Origin of the sequence: Variovorax sp. EBFNA2 (assembly GCF_033802765.1) — a bacterium.
Classification (GTDB): domain Bacteria; phylum Pseudomonadota; class Gammaproteobacteria; order Burkholderiales; family Burkholderiaceae_C; genus Variovorax; species Variovorax paradoxus_H.
The window spans coordinates 2,711,356-2,726,689 of record NZ_CP138496.1 but is presented as its reverse complement, the minus strand read 5'-3'; the positions used below and the strand labels follow the sequence as shown (position 1 = coordinate 2,726,689).

Here is a 15,334-nt window from a genome sequence, read left to right as displayed (position 1 = left end):
CGCCCGCCTCACTGGGGCAGGCCGTGCGTGCGCATCGATGACGCGCCTTCGCCGCTGTTCGCGCGGTGCTGCGCAAACAGCCGCGACGACCGCTGTCGCCAGCGCGCGGGGCGAGGTTCGGGGTAGGAGAATTTCGCCAGCTCCTCGCGCCCCTTCTGGGTGATGGCGAGCACCTGGGCTGCCGACGCGGCGCCGGACAGCGTGAGCGCATTGGAGGGCGCGGGCACCAGGGCGACAACGAGTCCGGCGGCGCGAAGCAGCCGCACCTGATCGATGTCCTCGGTGCGATAGAACGACACAGGCAAGCGAGAGCCGGCGATTTGCTTGAGCAAGTTCATGGCCATGGAATACCTCCTTTTCGGTTGACCAATTTCCGACGGAAGTGAACATAGGAGCCTTCGCCGCGCATTTCAAGAGGCGGCGGCCGCATGGTTTTCAACCTGAAATGCGGCGGCATTCTGAACGCTGATTTCTTACACGCGAAGACGCGGGGCACTTCTTGGGCACCCGCCGGGCACTCCTCAGGCCGCAACACCCTCCGTTCTCCTACTGCGCCTGCCGGTGGTGCGTGATACGCAGCATCCTCGGTCCCACGCATTCGAGAACTTCGCCCCAGGAGCCCCCCGACATGGACAGTCCCACGCCCCCCTTGATCTCGCGACGCGACGCCCTCATCGCTGGCGCCGCCACCGCCGCGGCGGTGTCGTCATCCGTGCCCGGCACGGCCGCCGCCCAGCCCGCCCCCCTGGCCACCGCAGGCCCGCAGATGAAGGTGTCGCTGACCGTCAACGGCCAGCCGCATGTCCTTCAGCTCGACACGCGAACCACCCTGCTCGACGCCCTGCGCGAGCACCTGAACCTCACCGGTACCAAGAAGGGCTGCGACCACGGCCAGTGCGGCGCCTGCACCGTCATTGCCGACGGCCGGCGCATCAATGCCTGCCTGACGCTCGCCGTGATGCACGACGGCGGCCAGGTCACGACCATCGAAGGGCTCGGCACGCCGCAGCACATGCACCCGCTGCAGGCCGCCTTCGTGAAGCACGACGGCTACCAGTGCGGCTATTGCACGCCTGGCCAGATCTGTTCTGCTGTGGGCGTGATCGACGAGGTGAAGCGAGGCATTCCCAGCCACGTGAGCGCCGACCTCAACGCCCGGCCGCTGCTGTCGGCCGACGAGCTGCGCGAGCGCATGAGCGGCAACATCTGCCGCTGCGGCGCATACACCAACATCGTCGACGCCATCACCGAAGTGGCCGGGAGCCGCGCATGAAGCCCTTCACCTACGAACGCGCGCAGTCGCCCGCGCAGGCCGCGGCCGCCGTCGCGCGCAACCCGGGCGCCAAGTTCATCGCCGGCGGCACCAACCTGCTGGACCTGATGAAGCTGCAGATCGAGGCGCCGACGCACCTGGTCGACGTGAACGGCCTGGCGCTCGACGCCATCGCGCCCACGGCAGAAGGCGGCCTGCGCATCGGCGCGCTGGTGCGCAACACCGACCTGGCCGCCGATGCGCGGGTGCGGCGCGACTACGGCGTGCTGTCGCGCGCGCTGCTGGCCGGCGCCTCGGGCCAGTTGCGCAACAAGGCGACCACGGCGGGCAACCTGCTGCAGCGCACGCGCTGCCCCTACTTCTACGACACCGACCAGCCCTGCAACAAGCGCCAGCCCGGCAGCGGCTGCAGCGCCATCGGCGGCATCACGCGCCAGCACGCGGTGATCGGCAGCAGCGCCGCGTGCATCGCGACGAACCCGAGCGACATGGCGGTGGCGATGCGCGTGCTCGACGCGTCGGTCGAAACCGTGCGTCCCGACGGGCAGGCCCGCGTGATTCCGATCGCCGATTTCCATCGCCTGCCCGGCGACACGCCGCACATCGAGACGGTGCTGCAACGCGACGAGCTGATCACCGGCGTCACGCTGCCGCGGCCCGTCGGCGGCACGCACGTGTATCGCAAGGTCCGCGACCGCGCCTCGTATGCGTTTGCGCTGGTATCGGTCGCGGCGATCGTGCAGCGCGACGGCTCGGGCCGCGTGGCGCTGGGCGGCGTGGCGCACAAGCCCTGGCGCGTCGAGGCCGCGGAGGCGGCCATGCCGCAGGGCGCGAAGGCCGTGGCCGCGCAGCTGCTGGCCGGCGCACAGCCGACCCACGACAACGCCTTCAAGCTGCCCCTGGCCGAGCGCGCACTGGCCGGGGCGCTGCTGCAAGCGAGGAGCCGCGCATGAAATTCGACACCCCCGCCACCACCAACCCCATCGACCAGCTCAAGGTCATCGGCAAGCCGACCGACCGCATCGACGGCCCGGCCAAGACCACGGGCACCGCGCGCTACGCCTACGAACGCCACGCCGAGGTGCCCGATGCCCTCTACGGCTGGGTGGTGGGCGCGGGCATCGCCAAGGGCCGCATCGCCTCGATGGACCTGAACGCCGCGCGCGCGGCGCCGGGCGTGCGCGCCATCGTCACGGCGCGCAATGCCGGCACGCTCGCCAAGGGCGACTTCAACACCGCCAGGCTGCTGGGCGGCCCCGAGATCGACCACTACCACCAGGCCGTGGCGCTCGTGGTGGCCGACACCTTCGAGCAGGCGCGCGCCGCTGCGCAGCTGGTGCGCATCGACTACACGCGCGCGCCCGGCCGCTTCGACCTCGCGGCGGAAATGAGCGCGGCGCAGCTGCCCGAGCCCACGCCCTTCGCCGGCCCGCCGGAAACGAAGACGGGTGATTTTTCGGGTGCGTTCGCCGCCGCGCCCGTGCAGCTGGACGCGACCTACACCACGCCCGACGAGTCGCACGCGATGATGGAACCGCACGCGTCCATCGCGCAGTGGCACGGCGACAAGCTCACGATCTGGACCTCGAACCAGATGATCGCCTGGGGCGTCGGCGACGTGGCCAAGACGCTCGGCATCCCGAAGGCCAACGTGCGCCTGGTCTCGCCCTTCGTGGGCGGCGGCTTCGGCGGCAAGCTGTTGGTGCGCGCGGACGCGCTGCTCGCCGCGCTCGGTGCGCGCGAGGCGAAGCGCCCCGTGAAGGTCGCGCTGCAACGGCCGCTGATGATGAACAACACCACGCACCGACCGGCCACCATCCAGCGCATCCGCATCGGCGCCACGCGCGACGGCAAGATCACCGCCATCGCGCACGAAGGCTGGTCGGGCGACCTGCCGGGCGGGCAGGCGGAAACGGCCGTCAACCAGACCCGCCTGCTGTACGCCGGCGCCAACCGCCTGACGACCACGCGGCTCGCGGTGCTCGACCTGCCCGAAGGCAACGCCATGCGCGCGCCCGGCGAAGCGCCCGGCATGATGGCGCTGGAGATCGCCATGGACGAGATGGCGCACAAGCTCGGGCTCGATCCCGTCGAGTTCCGCGTGCGCAACGACACGCAGGTCGATCCCGAAAAACCGGAACGCCCCTACTCCCAGCGCCGCCTGATCGAATGCCTGCGCACCGGCGCCGAGCGCTTCGGCTGGAGCCGCCGCATCGCCACGCCAGCGCAGCAGCGCGACGGGCGCTGGCTCGTCGGCATGGGCATGGCCGCGGCCTTCCGCAACAACCTGCTGACGAAATCGGCCGCGCGCGTGCGGCTGGACAGCCGCGGCATCGTCACGGTCGAAACCGACATGACCGACATCGGCACAGGCACGTACACCATCATTGCGCAGACCGCCGCCGAAACCATGGGCGTGCCGCTCGAGAAGGTGCAGGTGCGGCTGGGCGATTCGGCCTACCCCGTGTCGGCGGGCTCCGGCGGGCAATGGGGCGCCAACAACTCGACGGCGGGCGTCTACGCCGCGTGCATGAAGCTGCGCGAGGCCATCGCGCAGAAGCTGGGCATGGCGGCGGCCGACGCGCAGTTCTCCAACGGCATGGTGCATGCCGGCGGACGCCCCGTGCCGCTGGCCGAAGCCGCGGGTGCGAGCGGCCTCGTCGCCGAAGACGGCATCGAATACGGCGACCTCGACAAGAAGTACCAGCAGTCCACCTTCGGCGCGCATTTCGTCGAAGTGGGCGTCGATGCCGTCACCGGCGAGATCCGCGTGCGGCGCATGCTGGCCGTGTGCGCGGCCGGGCGCATCCTGAACCCCAAGTCGGCGCGCAGCCAGGTAATCGGCGCCATGACGATGGGCGTCGGCGGCGCGCTCATGGAAGAGCTGGCGCTGGACAAGCGGCATGGCTTCTTCGTCAACCACGACCTCGCGGGCTACGAAGTGCCCGTGCATGCCGACATTCCGCACCAGGACGTGATCTTCCTGGACGAGACCGACCCGATTTCGTCGCCGATGAAGGCCAAGGGCGTGGGCGAACTCGGCATGTGCGGCGTCGCGGCCGCGGTGGCCAATGCGGTCTACAACGCCACAGGCGTGCGGGTGCGCGATTACCCGATCACGCTCGACAAGCTGCTGGAAGGCCTGCCGCCGGTGGCGTGAGCGAAGCAAAAAGGATGAAAGGAGCGGCGACGCGGCGACTCAGAACCGCGTTTCCGCGCGCAGCCTGAACTCCTCGTCCGCGCTGCCCTCGTCGTCCGCGAAGGCGATTCGCAGGCGCGCCTGTTCGTGCCGCAGCGCCAGCTCGCAGCGCCGCTCGAGCGCGGCGGCATCGCCCGGGGCCGCCTCCCCCGCGTCGATCAGGAACTGCGACTCTTCATGGGTGAGCCCGTGAAGAATTTCCTCGCTGCGGGAGTTGATGGCGAGCAGCCCATCCGCCAGAAGACGCGCCCGCCGGTCGTTCGGAATGCGAAGTGCCTGCATGAAGGAACTCCTTTCGAAAAAATTCTTGTGTCGTCGCCTCCACGATGGCGCGGCGGGTGAGCGGGCATGTAGGCAGGCACCGCGACTTGCGTGCGGGGAAAGCCAGTGTGTGGATCGATGGGTCGGCGGGGTGTGGGGTGACAGGGTCGGCGACGGTGCGATCGCGCTGGCGTTCTTCAGGAATTCCTTCGAACGGATGCCTCTGCCGCAGCGCGCGCTTTTCCTTGGGCCGGGATCTACCTGTTTTCGGTGATGGACGCTGAAAGCGAACGCACTTACTGTCCCGACCCGCTGCTTGCGGCGAATCGTGCGCGCGCTGTGCCATGCGAGCGGGCCACGTCCCACGCTACCAGTTCGATCAAACCCTCTCCAAAAAAAGAACCTGTATGACGGCCATCAAGACAGTGCGCTTCCCGTGTGCAAGATCCTCCGGACCGCGGTACCTCCTTCACGCGGTCTTGATGATGGCTGCCTTCGTGGTGCTGTCGGCGTTGAGTGCCTGCGGCGGAGGCAGCGGCTCCTCGGGTGCATCGTTTGCGCTGCTTCCTCCGCCTGCCGGGCCGGCTTCGCCGCCCACACTGGTATCGATCCAGGTCGCCCCTGCCGACCCTCGCATTGCCGCGGGCACGTCGACTCAATTGGCGGCCACGGCCATCTACAGCGACAACACGCACACCGATGTCACGACGGGCGCTGAATGGACCTCCTCCGATGCGAGCGTGGCCACAGTGGACGCGTCCGGCAAAGCGGTCGGCGTTGCCGCGGGGCCGGCCGCGATCTCGGCCAGCCTCGGCGGACAAAGCGGCAGCACGACGCTGACGGTGACACCCGCCACCGTGGTGAGCCTCGCGATCACGCCAGGCACCGCGACCATCGCCAAGGGAACGCGCACGCAGTTCGTCGCCACGGGCACTTTCTCGGACCGGACGACGCAGAACCTTTCTGCCGACGTGGCGTGGCATTCATCCAGCCTCGCGGTGGCGACGGTCGATGGAACCGGCTTGGCAAGTGGCTTGAGCGTGGGGAGTGCATCGATCTCGGCGACCTGCCAGAGTGCGAGCCTGTGCGCCTCGGCGCTCGCAGCCACGGCGACCCTCGACGTCAGTGCAGCCTCCCTGACCTCGCTGGCCGTCTCGCCCGCCAGTCCCAGCATTGCGCTTGGCACGACGCAGCAGTTCACCGCGATCGGAACGTACAGCGATCAAACCACGCAGGATCTCAGTGCGCAGGTCAGCTGGACCTCGAGCGACGTCTCGAAGGCGGTCGTGAATGCCCTCGGCCTGGCGACGTCGTCGGGAATCGGCCTGACAACCATCCAGGCCACCATGGCCGGGACGACGGTCGGCACGGCGACGCTGGTGGTCACCCCGGCAACCCTGACATCCATCGCGGTGACGCCCTCGTCGGCGAGCGCCACGATCGGTGGAACTTCCGGTGGCAAGACGCAATTCACCGCGACAGGAACCTATAGCGATGGCGGCACGCAAGACATCACAAGCCTGGTGACGTGGACGTCCGATGCGCTTTCCGTCGCAACCATCAGCAACGCCTCGGGAGCGACAGGTCTCGCAACCAGCGTGGCTGGTGGTCAGGCGACCCTCACGGCGGCACTGGGCAGCATCAGCGCAAGCGCCCCGCTGACCGTGGAACCCAAGACGGTGTTCTCTGCGTCGGGAACTGCAACCTGGACCGTGCCGGCAGGCGTCACATCCGTGCAGGTCGTCGCCGTCGGCGGCGCTGGCGGTGCGAGCTTTTCCATCAATGGCGGCAAAGGCGGTCGGGTGAACGCGTTGTTGGCAGTCACGCCGGGCGAAGCACTGAACCTCTTCATGGGCGGTGGTGGTGGCAGCGTCTTTAGCGGCGGCGACGGCGGCGTTGGCGGAGGCGCCTCCAGCTACAGGGATGGTGCGGGTGGCGGTGGTGCGACGACGCTCGCGCGAGGTGCGACGGTGCTGCTCATCGCCGGCGGTGGCGGGGGTGCCGGCGCCAGTAGCGGTGGAACCGGCGGTGGGGACGGCGGGGGAAATAACTCGGCTTCAGGAGCCCCAGGCTCCGGCCAGGGTGGCGGCGCTGGCGGGAATGCCGGGAGCGGTGGACAAGGAGGGATCGGCACCGACTCGCCCGGCACCGGCGGTACGAGCACCCATGGTGGTCGGGGCGCCATGTACAGCGGCGGCGGAGGCGGCGGCTTTGGCGGCGGAGGCGGCGGCGGTTTCAACGGCAACTACGGCAGCGGTGGCGGCGGTGGCGGCAGTACAGGCCCCAGCGGCGCGACTTATGCGACCGGTGGCTCAGCCAGCGTCGGCGGGACCCGGGGCCGTGGCGATGACGGTTCGGTCACGCTCACCTATTGAACTTCGCCGGCAGTCGACAGCGCCGGGCTTCGGGCGCTGGATGATGGAAGGCAAGGAAGGTAACTGGAGCGGGTGAAGGGAATCGAACCCTCGTCAGTTGCTTGGGAAGCAACAGCTCTGCCATTGAGCTACACCCGCGGCAGGCGCGGATTCTAACGTCAGTCCGGGTGGTCCTTCCCGCGTGGCACTAGCTCGCGGCGAGCAATTCAAAGCTGCCCTTGGTGCCCACGCTGCCACCGGGACTCCACAGCCTGAAGTTGACCGACCAGAGATCGAGGCTGTTGCCCGCCGGCACGGGGATGTCGTTGACGTGGAGCACGTCGGTCCCTGTGTTGGAGAAGCGGTAGAGCATCGCCCGGGGGAGTCCTTGAATGGGGATGAACTCAGCGGCGGGCTCGAGATGAAACGTTCCTGCGATCGTCATGCGCGCTCCTTGGTTGGAAGGCCGGAGTATGCCGACCCACGCGCAACCACTCCCTCTGCTCAGGTCTGCAGTTCATTCCTTCGCAGGCGCAGCGCCGCGCGCCCTTGCGGCGTGATGAGCAGGACCACCGCGACGCGCCGGCCCGTGCCGCTGGCGGCCGGGGGCAGGACGGCTTCGATGAGATGGGCGGCGACCAGCACGGTCGCGCAATGGATGTCGGCTTCGTCGCGGACCGCCATCGGAAACGACGCATCTTCGATGCGCTCCAGAAAGTCCATGGGCATGGCAAAGCTCCTCACAAAACGAGCCGCAGTCTAGGGCGTTGAGGCCCCGAAAATGCGACCCGAACGCGTTGCGTTTGTAACCAATCTCACACCTGCGAGCAGGCGAGAACTTTCTCGCGACAACGCGCGGCACGCCCTGTGCACTTTCGCATCGCAGCCGCGCTTCAACGCCATCCGTTCATGCGCGGAAAGTCGCCGCAGGCCAGCATGATGGGCCCGCGCGGATCGGCCCGAAAGCGCGCCACGGCCGCCGCCGCGATCACGTCGAAATGCCTTTTGCAGGCACGCAATGTGTGCTCGCCGATTTCCTGCGCGCCGAGCGCATCGTGCAGCACGTCTTCCGAAATTTGCGCCAGCACGCGCGCACCATCGGGACCGTCGGGGTACACGGCGAAACGCACCGTGGCCGTATCGAAGCAGTAGATGCCTTCGAAGTCCATCTCTTTGTCTCCGTCACCATAGGCTCCGGATTCGGCGCGTGCGCCGTCGCCCGTGGTGATGGATTTGCGCCCGTGTTGTGGAAGGAGCCGGCCTACAGCGCCTGCGCGCCTCAGGCTGAACTGCTCGACACCGGCTTGGTGAGCGTCGAGGTCGCCTTGGCGCCGAGCGTCATTTCGGTGATCCATGACACGAGCAACGCACCATAGGCCTGGCGCGATTCCAGGCGCGACAGCGCGTGGTCGGCGCCGGCGAGCTTGCGGTACGTGGCCGAGCGCACGCGCTTGAAGGCGGCGAGGTAGTTCTCGATCACGGGGTGCGGCACGGTCTGGTCGTCTTCCGACTCGACGATGAGCACATCGCCGGTGAAGGCCGCGCAGGCCTTGAGTGCGCGGTTGTCCTCGGGCCCGACGAGCGTGCGGCGGTAGGCCACGAGGTCGGAGCGGCTCAGCAGGCCCTTGGGCGTGTCCCACTCGCCATCGCGGTACAACGCCGGCGCGCGCAATGCGAGCCAGCGCACGGGCCGCATCGCGCTCACGAGCGCGGCCAGGTAGCCGCCGTAGCTGCTGCCGACGATGGCCACGGCCGCGGGGTCGACGGTCGGGTGGCCCACCAGCGCGTCGTAGGCAGCGAGCACGTCGCGCAGGTTGTCTTCGCGCGTCACCTGCTGGCGCAGCCCTTCATGGCGCGCATGGCCGCGCAGGTCGAAGGTCAGGCAGACGCAGCCGAGCGCAGCGATCTCGTGCGCGCGCTTGAGGTACTGCTCCTGGCTGCCGTCCCAGCCGTGCACGAGCAGCACGCCCGGCACCATGCTGGAAGCGGCGAACAGCGTGCCTTCGATGTGATGGCCGTTGACGGGAATGTCGATGGAACTATGGCGTGTCGGCATGCGTGGGGGTTGTCGTGTTCAACACGGTGTATTTGCACAGCGGCCCGGTCTCGGGGTCGTTGCCCTGGTAAGTGATGATGGCGTTCGCCGGCACGGAGGCCGTGCCGTACGCCTCGAAGCAGGACGCGTGCACGCGCTGGCAGGCCGGGTCCCGATGGAAGGCTTCGAGCGCCGCGATCTCCGCGCCCGTGGCGCCGCCGACGCGCCACGACTGCTCCAGCACGCCAGAGCGCCAGTCGCCGCGGCCGTCGAGTCCCTGCGCCACGTCGTAGTTCACGCGCGAGGCGAAGAAGCCGGGGTAGCAATCGATCACCGCGCGGTGGTAGCGGCGCGCCTGCTCGATCGCGCGGCGCAGCGGCGGCGGTGGATCGACCGCGGCCAGCAACGCGTCGAAGTCGCCGCGCACGAGCAGCAGGTCGGAGCCGCCGTAGACCTCTTCGCCCGCGTTGTCGCGCGTGAGGCGCTGCGCGCCGCAATAGCTCACGACGCGCTGCGCCACGATGAGCTGCCCGACGCTGCAGGTGTTCGGCTGCTCGAGGTTGGTTTCGAGCACGAGCCCGTGGGCGGCGATCTCGCGGTCGTCCATCGCGTCGAGGCCGCGTTCGAGCGCATCGATGCTATCGACGACCTGCTGCCCTCGCCCGCCCGTGGCGGTCACGGATTTCAGGCGCGCGCGGCCGATGTCGAGCAGCGCACGGCCGGCGACGCGCGCCTCGTCGAGGCTGAAGCAGGTGAAGCCGGGCAAGGCGGCGTCGGCAATCTCCACCGCAAGCCGCGCCGACCAGCCCAGGGGCCGCACGGCGTCGGCACCAACGAGCGGATGGGTGATCGCCTTGGTGGCGACAAAGGCATGCGGCACCACGCCGCCGAAGAGGTCGTCCACGCCGGCGATGCCCATGGCGCGCGCCTGCTGCGGGTCGGTGAGCGTGTCGCTCGGCACGAAGTACAGCGGGTCCGGACCCGGCTGGCTGGCGTCGTACGCGCCCGCGAATTCCCAGCCCTGGAGCGCCGCAAGGCGCTGCGCAAAGTTGGCGCGCGTGGCGTGCTCGTGTTCGCTGCAGTAGCCCTTCAGACTCACGTCCCAGGTGACGACGCGGCGCGGCGTTGATCGCATGGCGGACGCGTGGGCCATGACGGTGTTCAGGCGCAGGTCCATCGCGGCCTCAGGCGTCGCCCTTCTTGCCCTTGTCGTTGTCCGCGTCGTCCGAAGGCAGCTTGACCTTCGTGACGGTCACCGACACCGGGTCGCTGGCCGGGAACGACTCTTCCACGCCGCTGTCGAGCGCTTCTTCGCTGGAGGGTTGGGGCGTGGGCTTGGCGGCGTCGGCCGGTGGCTTGCCGTGGTTCTCGGACGTGGGAAACGGAAACTTCTCCGGCGGGTTGCTGTCCGGGCTCGCCGGCTTCGGGTCGGGGGTCTGCTTCGAAGTCATGGGGTCTCCTTGGTGCGATGCACACGGGCTCACATGGCTGCCTCCTCCGGGTTGGCGGCTGCAGTGTCTTCATGTTCCGCCGATCGCGCGGCGTGCCGGTCGGAGGGCACAGCGCCTGCGCGTGGGACCTGTCTGGCGCGCGGGGGCGCGCCCGGCGTCATCGCCGTCCCGGCAGGCGAAGGCGCGCACCGGGCGTGGTCGCGATGCCGAACGCGTCGTGGCACTGCGCCAGGAACAGCGCATGGCGCCGCGCGGTCTGCGTGCCGCTGCAGTCCCGCGGCACCACCACCTCGAGCCCGCGCATGCGCGCGTCGAGCGCGGTGGCGAGCACGCACTGGTCGCTCGCCACACCGGTGACGACCAGCCGGCGCACCTGCAACACGCCCAGCAGTTGTTCGAGCGGCGTGCCCACGAAAGCCGACTGCTGCGGCTTGAGCACGAAGTAATCGTCGTGCGCCGGCAGCAGCCCGGCGGTGACGGCGGCCCCGGCACCGCCGCACGCCAGCGAGAGTTCGGCCAGCGCTGCGAAGTCGGAGCGCCAGCGGCCCCGGTTGTCGTTGGCGTAGATCACCGGCACGCCGCGCGCCTTGCAGCGCCGCGCGAGCGAGGCGATGCGCGGCGCGATGGCCGCGGCGGCGGGCAGCAGCTTGCCGGCGTCGGGAAAGTCCCAGCAGCTGATCATGTCGACGATGAGCAGCGCCGTCGCGCCCCGTGCCGTTTCCACCGCCAGCGGGGACGGCGGGCCATGGGCAACGCTCACGGCGTGCTGCGTGGGGGCGGCGTTTCGGCAGCCGGTGCGGTGGGGGCCGGTGCCGTCTGCGGCACGGTCTGCGCCGCAGGCGGCGTGGCGTCGATCGGGGGCGCTTCGCCGCGCTTGTCGACCGCGTAGAAATACAGCAGTGCGCCCAGGAACACCAGCAACGCCACCCCCACGCCATAACGGAAAAGGCGTGCGTTGTCGTGGTCGTCGCGGCGGGCCTGTCGCTTGGCGTGGGTTGAGTTCATGGGCGATGTCCTGTCGTCGTTGCGATGCCCCGGTGTCCCGCCGCCGCAGGGGCGCCCGCATCGGCAGCGGCTGCATCGTGGTGTAGGAGATTTCCGCCTCTTGCAAGCCCATGCGGGACGGCCCACCCGGCCTTGGCCCACACGAAGACCGGACACTTGGCCGCTGCGTCACGGCGCCGGAGCGGGCACAACCGAGGGCATGGCCCGTTCCAACGACACATCCACGTCCGCGCCCCTGGCGACCTACCGGGCGAAGCGCGACTTCACCGCCACCACCGAACCCGCCGAGGGCGGCAAGCCGCAGCCTCACGCACCGGCCTTCGTGATCCAGAAGCATGCGGCGCGCCGGCTGCACTACGACTTCCGGCTCGAACTCGACGGCGTGTTGGTGTCGTGGGCCGTGCCCAAGGGGCCGAGCCTCGACCCGGCGCAAAAGCGCATGGCCGTGCACGTGGAAGACCATCCGCTGTCGTATGCCGGCTTCGAAGGCACCATTCCCGAAGGCCACTACGGCGCGGGCGAGGTCATCGTGTGGGACCGCGGCACCTGGGAGCCCGTGGGCGATCCGCGCAAGGGCCTGGCCGCGGGCAAGCTCGCGTTCCGGCTGCACGGCGAAAAGCTCGAAGGCCTGTGGGAACTCATCAAGATCGCCCGGGGCGGCGAACGGCAGGAGCCCTGGCTGCTGTTCAAGAAGCGCGACGACTTCGCGCGCTCGCATGCGGACTACGACGTGGTGTCGGCGCTGCCCGACAGCGTGGGCGGTGCGCCGGCGGCCCGGCGCAATTCGCGCACCACGGCGAAAACCAGCAAGCAGACGAAGGCGGGCGCCAAGGCCGCGTCGGGCGCGCCCGCAACAGGCGCGGTGAAGGCGCGTCTGCCCGCCGCGCTCTCGCCGCAGCTCGCAACGCTGGCCACCGGCGTGCCCGAAGGCGCGCCCGGCGACTGGATCTTCGAGATCAAGTTCGATGGCTACCGCGTCATGGCGCGCATCGAAGACGGCAAGGCGCGCCTGCTCACGCGCGGCGGCCACGACTGGAGCGCCAAGCTGCCGCCGCTGGTGGCCGAGCTGGAGCGCCTGGGCCTGGACAACGCCTGGCTCGACGGCGAGATCGTCGTGCTCGACAAGGAAGGCACGCCCGACTTCAACGCGCTGCAGAACGCGCTCGACCGCGAACGCGCCGACCCCATCGTGATGTTCCTCTTCGACGTGCCCTTCTTCGCGGGCTTCGACCTGCGCCAGGTGCCGCTGGCCGAGCGCCGCCGGCTGCTGAAGCAGCTGATGGACGCACGCGCCACGCGCCGCCTGCGTTTCAGCGCCGACTTCGAGGCCGACATCGACTCGATCCTGCAATCGGCCTGCCAGATGAACCTCGAGGGCGTGATCGCCAAGCGCGCCGATGCGCCCTATGTTTCGCGCCGCAGCGACACCTGGCTCAAGCTCAAGTGCATCCGGCGCCAGGAGTTCGTGGTGTGCGGCTACACGCTGCGCACCGACAGCCCGACGCGCATCGGCAGCCTGATGCTGGGCGTGCACGCAAAGAACGGCGACCTGGTGTCGGTCGGCGGTGTCGGCACGGGATGGAACGACCGCGAAGCGCGCGACATCCGCCGCCAACTCGCCGCGCTCGACACCGACCGCGCACCCTTCACCGGCGGTGCGGCCAAGCCCGGGCGCCGCCGGCCGGGCGGCACGCGGCACTGGGTGAAACCGAAGCTCGTGGCCGAGGTGCGCTTTGCCGCATGGACGCCCGACGGGCAGATCCGTCACGCGTCGTTCGTGGCGATGCGCGACGACAAGCCGGCCTCGGAGATCGTGCATGAAGAGCCCCGCGACATCGCACCCGTCTCGGGTGCCAAGACAAAGAAGGCCATGAAGACATCCTCGAAGAAAGCCGCATCCACCGTCGGCGGCGTCACGGTGAGCCACGGGGACCGCGTGATCGATGCGGCGTCGGGCCGCACCAAGCTCGACCTCGTGCGCTACTACGAATCGGTGGCCGAGCACATGCTGCCGCACCTGAAAGGCCGCCCGTGCGCGCTGGTGCGCGGGCCTCAAGGCGTGGGCGGCGAGATCTTCTTCCAGAAGCATGCCGAGAAGGTCAACATCGCCGGCGTGAAGCAGCTCGACCCGGCCCTTTGGCCCGGCCACCCGTCGATGCTCGAGGTCGGCACGCGCGAAGCCCTGCTCAACGCCGCGCAGTTCAACGTGATCGAGTTCCACACCTCGAACGCGACCTCGACGCACTTCGACCGACCCAACCGCATGATCTTCGACCTCGACCCCGGCGAAGGCACGCCGTGGGCGCATGTGCAGGAAGGCGCGCTGCTGATGCGCACGATGCTCACCGAACTGGGGTTGGCGTCATGGCTCAAGACCAGCGGCGGCAAGGGCCTGCACGTGGTCGTGCCGCTGCGCATGCATTACGACAACGACACGGTGAAGGCCTTCTCGCGCGCCATCGTGCAGCACATGGCGCACGTGATCCCGTCGAAGTTCGTGGCCAAGAGCGGGCCGTCGAACCGCGTCGGCAAGCTCTTTGCCGACTACCTGCGCAACGGCGTCGGCGCGACCACGGTGGCGGCCTATTCGGCGCGCGCGCGGCCGGGCATGGGCGTGTCGATGCCGGTGAGCTGGGACGACCTGGGCAGCCTGAAAAGCGGCGCGCACTGGACCGTTGCCACCGCGCGCGAGCACCTGTCGTTCCAGTCCGAAGACCCCTGGGCCGACTACTGGACCACGCGCCAGCCGCTGGGCGAGGCGATGAAGCGGCTCGGCTTCAAGAAATAGACCACCCACGACACGACACGACAACGAAAGAAGGAAGCACACCATGGCCACGAGAACCCTCTGGAAAGGCGCCATCACCTTCGGGCTGGTCCACATCCCCGTGGGCCTGCACACCGCGAGCAGCGAACAGGGCATCGACTTCGACTGGCTCGACAAGCGCAGCATGGACCCGGTGGGCTACAAGCGCATCAACAAGCGCACGGGCAAGGAGATCGCGCGCGAGCAGATCGTCAAGGGCTTCGAATACGAAGACGGCAAGTACGTCGTGATCTCGCCCCAGGAGATCGAGGCGGTCTACCCGCGCACCACGCAGACCATCGAGATCCAGCGCTTTCTCGATGTCGGCGAAATTCCTTTCGTGTACCTGGAACGCCCCTACTACCTCGCGCCCATCAACAAGGGCCAGAAGGTCTACGCGCTGCTGCGCGAAGTGCTCGCGAAGACCGGCAAGGTCGGGCTGGCCAAGGTGGTCATTGCCACCAAGCAGCACCTGGCACTGCTGATTCCGTTCGGCAAGGTGCTGGTGCTCAACCTGCTGCGCTGGGGCGACGAGGTCAAGGACGCCGACGGGCTCGACCTGCCGGCCGCCGGCATCAAGGCCGCCAAGCTGTCGGCCGCCGAGATGAAGATGGCCGAGCAGCTCGTGGACGACATGTCGGGCGAGTGGAACCCCGACGAGTTCAAGAACGAGTTCAAGGACGCCGTGATGAAGATCGTCGAGAAGAAGGTCAAGGCGGGCGACACGGAGACGGTGGTGCAGCCGGAAGAAGAGGCGCCGGAGGGCGGCGCCGAGGTGATCGACCTCACCGAGCTGCTCGCGCGCAGCCTGCGCAGCGGCAAGCGCACGCCACCTGCAGCGAAGAAGCGCGCGACGAAGTCGACGGCCGCGTCGCACAAGACCCCGCGGAAGACGGCCCACAAGACCACCGCCAAACGCGCGAAGAGCCCGGCCCGGAAGGCGGCCTAGG

The 15,334-nt window shown here is 69.0% G+C and carries 16 protein-coding genes and 1 tRNA gene; 6 read left to right on the top strand and 11 right to left on the bottom strand.

What is annotated here, in order from left to right; translation table 11 throughout:
* Nucleotides 1–8 precede the first annotated feature (8 nt).
* The gene (locus RZE79_RS12705) at nucleotides 9–344 is read right to left on the bottom strand and encodes a hypothetical protein (RefSeq protein WP_319360691.1); all 336 of its coding nucleotides are present in this window, start codon (nucleotides 342–344) and stop codon (nucleotides 9–11) included.
* Between the two features lie 284 nt (nucleotides 345–628).
* Here RZE79_RS12705 and paoA point away from each other — a divergent pair, with 284 nt between their 5' ends.
* From paoA to paoC, 3 genes are read left to right on the top strand one after another with little or no spacing between them, the layout of a single operon-like run.
* Nucleotides 629–1,273, top strand: a complete 645-nt coding sequence (paoA, locus tag RZE79_RS12700) for an aldehyde dehydrogenase iron-sulfur subunit PaoA (protein WP_319360690.1) — start codon at nucleotides 629–631, stop codon at nucleotides 1,271–1,273.
* On the top strand, nucleotides 1,270–2,226 hold the full coding sequence (locus RZE79_RS12695; RefSeq protein ID WP_319360689.1) for a xanthine dehydrogenase family protein subunit M: 957 nt from the start codon (nucleotides 1,270–1,272) through the stop codon (nucleotides 2,224–2,226). The genes paoA and RZE79_RS12695 overlap by 4 nt, the downstream gene beginning before the upstream one ends.
* Nucleotides 2,223–4,433: an aldehyde oxidoreductase molybdenum-binding subunit PaoC gene (gene paoC / locus RZE79_RS12690; protein ID WP_319360688.1), complete on the top strand. Its 2,211-nt coding sequence runs from the start codon at nucleotides 2,223–2,225 to the stop codon at nucleotides 4,431–4,433. The genes RZE79_RS12695 and paoC overlap by 4 nt, the downstream gene beginning before the upstream one ends.
* 39 nt (nucleotides 4,434–4,472) lie before the next feature.
* Here the strand turns inward: paoC and RZE79_RS12685 are convergent, their stop codons facing one another.
* Entirely contained in the window at nucleotides 4,473–4,754 is a 282-nt protein-coding gene (locus tag RZE79_RS12685) for a hypothetical protein (protein WP_153284688.1), read from the bottom strand.
* A gap of 461 nt (nucleotides 4,755–5,215) precedes the next feature.
* Between RZE79_RS12685 and RZE79_RS12680 the strand changes: the two genes are divergently transcribed.
* Nucleotides 5,216–7,108, top strand: coding sequence for an Ig-like domain-containing protein (locus tag RZE79_RS12680; protein WP_319360687.1), 1,893 nt, complete (start codon nucleotides 5,216–5,218; stop codon nucleotides 7,106–7,108).
* 64 nt (nucleotides 7,109–7,172) lie between these two features.
* On the opposite strand, the gene RZE79_RS12675 is transcribed toward RZE79_RS12680, so the two are convergent.
* From RZE79_RS12675 to RZE79_RS12635, 9 genes are all read right to left on the bottom strand, one after another.
* Nucleotides 7,173–7,246: transfer RNA gene (locus tag RZE79_RS12675), tRNA-Gly, on the bottom strand.
* Nucleotides 7,247–7,295: 49 nt separating this feature from the next.
* Nucleotides 7,296–7,532, bottom strand: coding sequence for a hypothetical protein (locus RZE79_RS12670; protein ID WP_319360686.1), 237 nt, complete (start codon nucleotides 7,530–7,532; stop codon nucleotides 7,296–7,298).
* A gap of 59 nt (nucleotides 7,533–7,591) precedes the next feature.
* Nucleotides 7,592–7,816 (bottom strand): hypothetical protein, encoded by a 225-nt coding sequence (locus RZE79_RS12665; protein WP_319360685.1) that lies wholly within the window; start codon nucleotides 7,814–7,816, stop codon nucleotides 7,592–7,594.
* Nucleotides 7,817–7,980: 164 nt separating this feature from the next.
* The gene (locus RZE79_RS12660) at nucleotides 7,981–8,256 is read right to left on the bottom strand and encodes a hypothetical protein (protein ID WP_153284750.1); all 276 of its coding nucleotides are present in this window, start codon (nucleotides 8,254–8,256) and stop codon (nucleotides 7,981–7,983) included.
* Nucleotides 8,257–8,366: 110 nt separating this feature from the next.
* Complete coding sequence (locus RZE79_RS12655; protein ID WP_319360684.1) at nucleotides 8,367–9,143, bottom strand: alpha/beta fold hydrolase; 777 nt, start codon at nucleotides 9,141–9,143, stop codon at nucleotides 8,367–8,369.
* Nucleotides 9,127–10,299, bottom strand: coding sequence for a DUF3182 family protein (locus tag RZE79_RS12650; protein ID WP_319360683.1), 1,173 nt, complete (start codon nucleotides 10,297–10,299; stop codon nucleotides 9,127–9,129). Before RZE79_RS12650 ends, RZE79_RS12655 begins: the two co-directional genes overlap by 17 nt.
* A 7-nt stretch (nucleotides 10,300–10,306) precedes the next feature.
* Nucleotides 10,307–10,573 carry a hypothetical protein gene (locus tag RZE79_RS12645; protein ID WP_228121795.1) on the bottom strand — a complete coding sequence of 89 codons (267 nt, stop codon included), beginning with the start codon at nucleotides 10,571–10,573 and terminating at the stop codon, nucleotides 10,307–10,309.
* 157 nt (nucleotides 10,574–10,730) lie between these two features.
* Nucleotides 10,731–11,333 carry a cysteine hydrolase family protein gene (locus RZE79_RS12640; protein ID WP_228121796.1) on the bottom strand — a complete coding sequence of 201 codons (603 nt, stop codon included), beginning with the start codon at nucleotides 11,331–11,333 and terminating at the stop codon, nucleotides 10,731–10,733.
* A complete protein-coding gene (locus RZE79_RS12635) occupies nucleotides 11,330–11,578 on the bottom strand; it encodes a hypothetical protein (RefSeq protein ID WP_319360682.1) in 249 nt (82 codons plus the stop codon). The genes RZE79_RS12640 and RZE79_RS12635 overlap by 4 nt, the downstream gene beginning before the upstream one ends.
* A gap of 199 nt (nucleotides 11,579–11,777) precedes the next feature.
* Here RZE79_RS12635 and ligD point away from each other — a divergent pair, with 199 nt between their 5' ends.
* Nucleotides 11,778–14,366: a DNA ligase D gene (gene ligD / locus RZE79_RS12630; RefSeq protein ID WP_319360681.1), complete on the top strand. Its 2,589-nt coding sequence runs from the start codon at nucleotides 11,778–11,780 to the stop codon at nucleotides 14,364–14,366.
* A 43-nt stretch (nucleotides 14,367–14,409) separates the two neighbouring features.
* Nucleotides 14,410–15,333, top strand: coding sequence for a Ku protein (locus RZE79_RS12625; RefSeq protein WP_319360680.1), 924 nt, complete (start codon nucleotides 14,410–14,412; stop codon nucleotides 15,331–15,333).
* The last annotated feature ends 1 nt before the right edge of the window (nucleotide 15,334 follow it).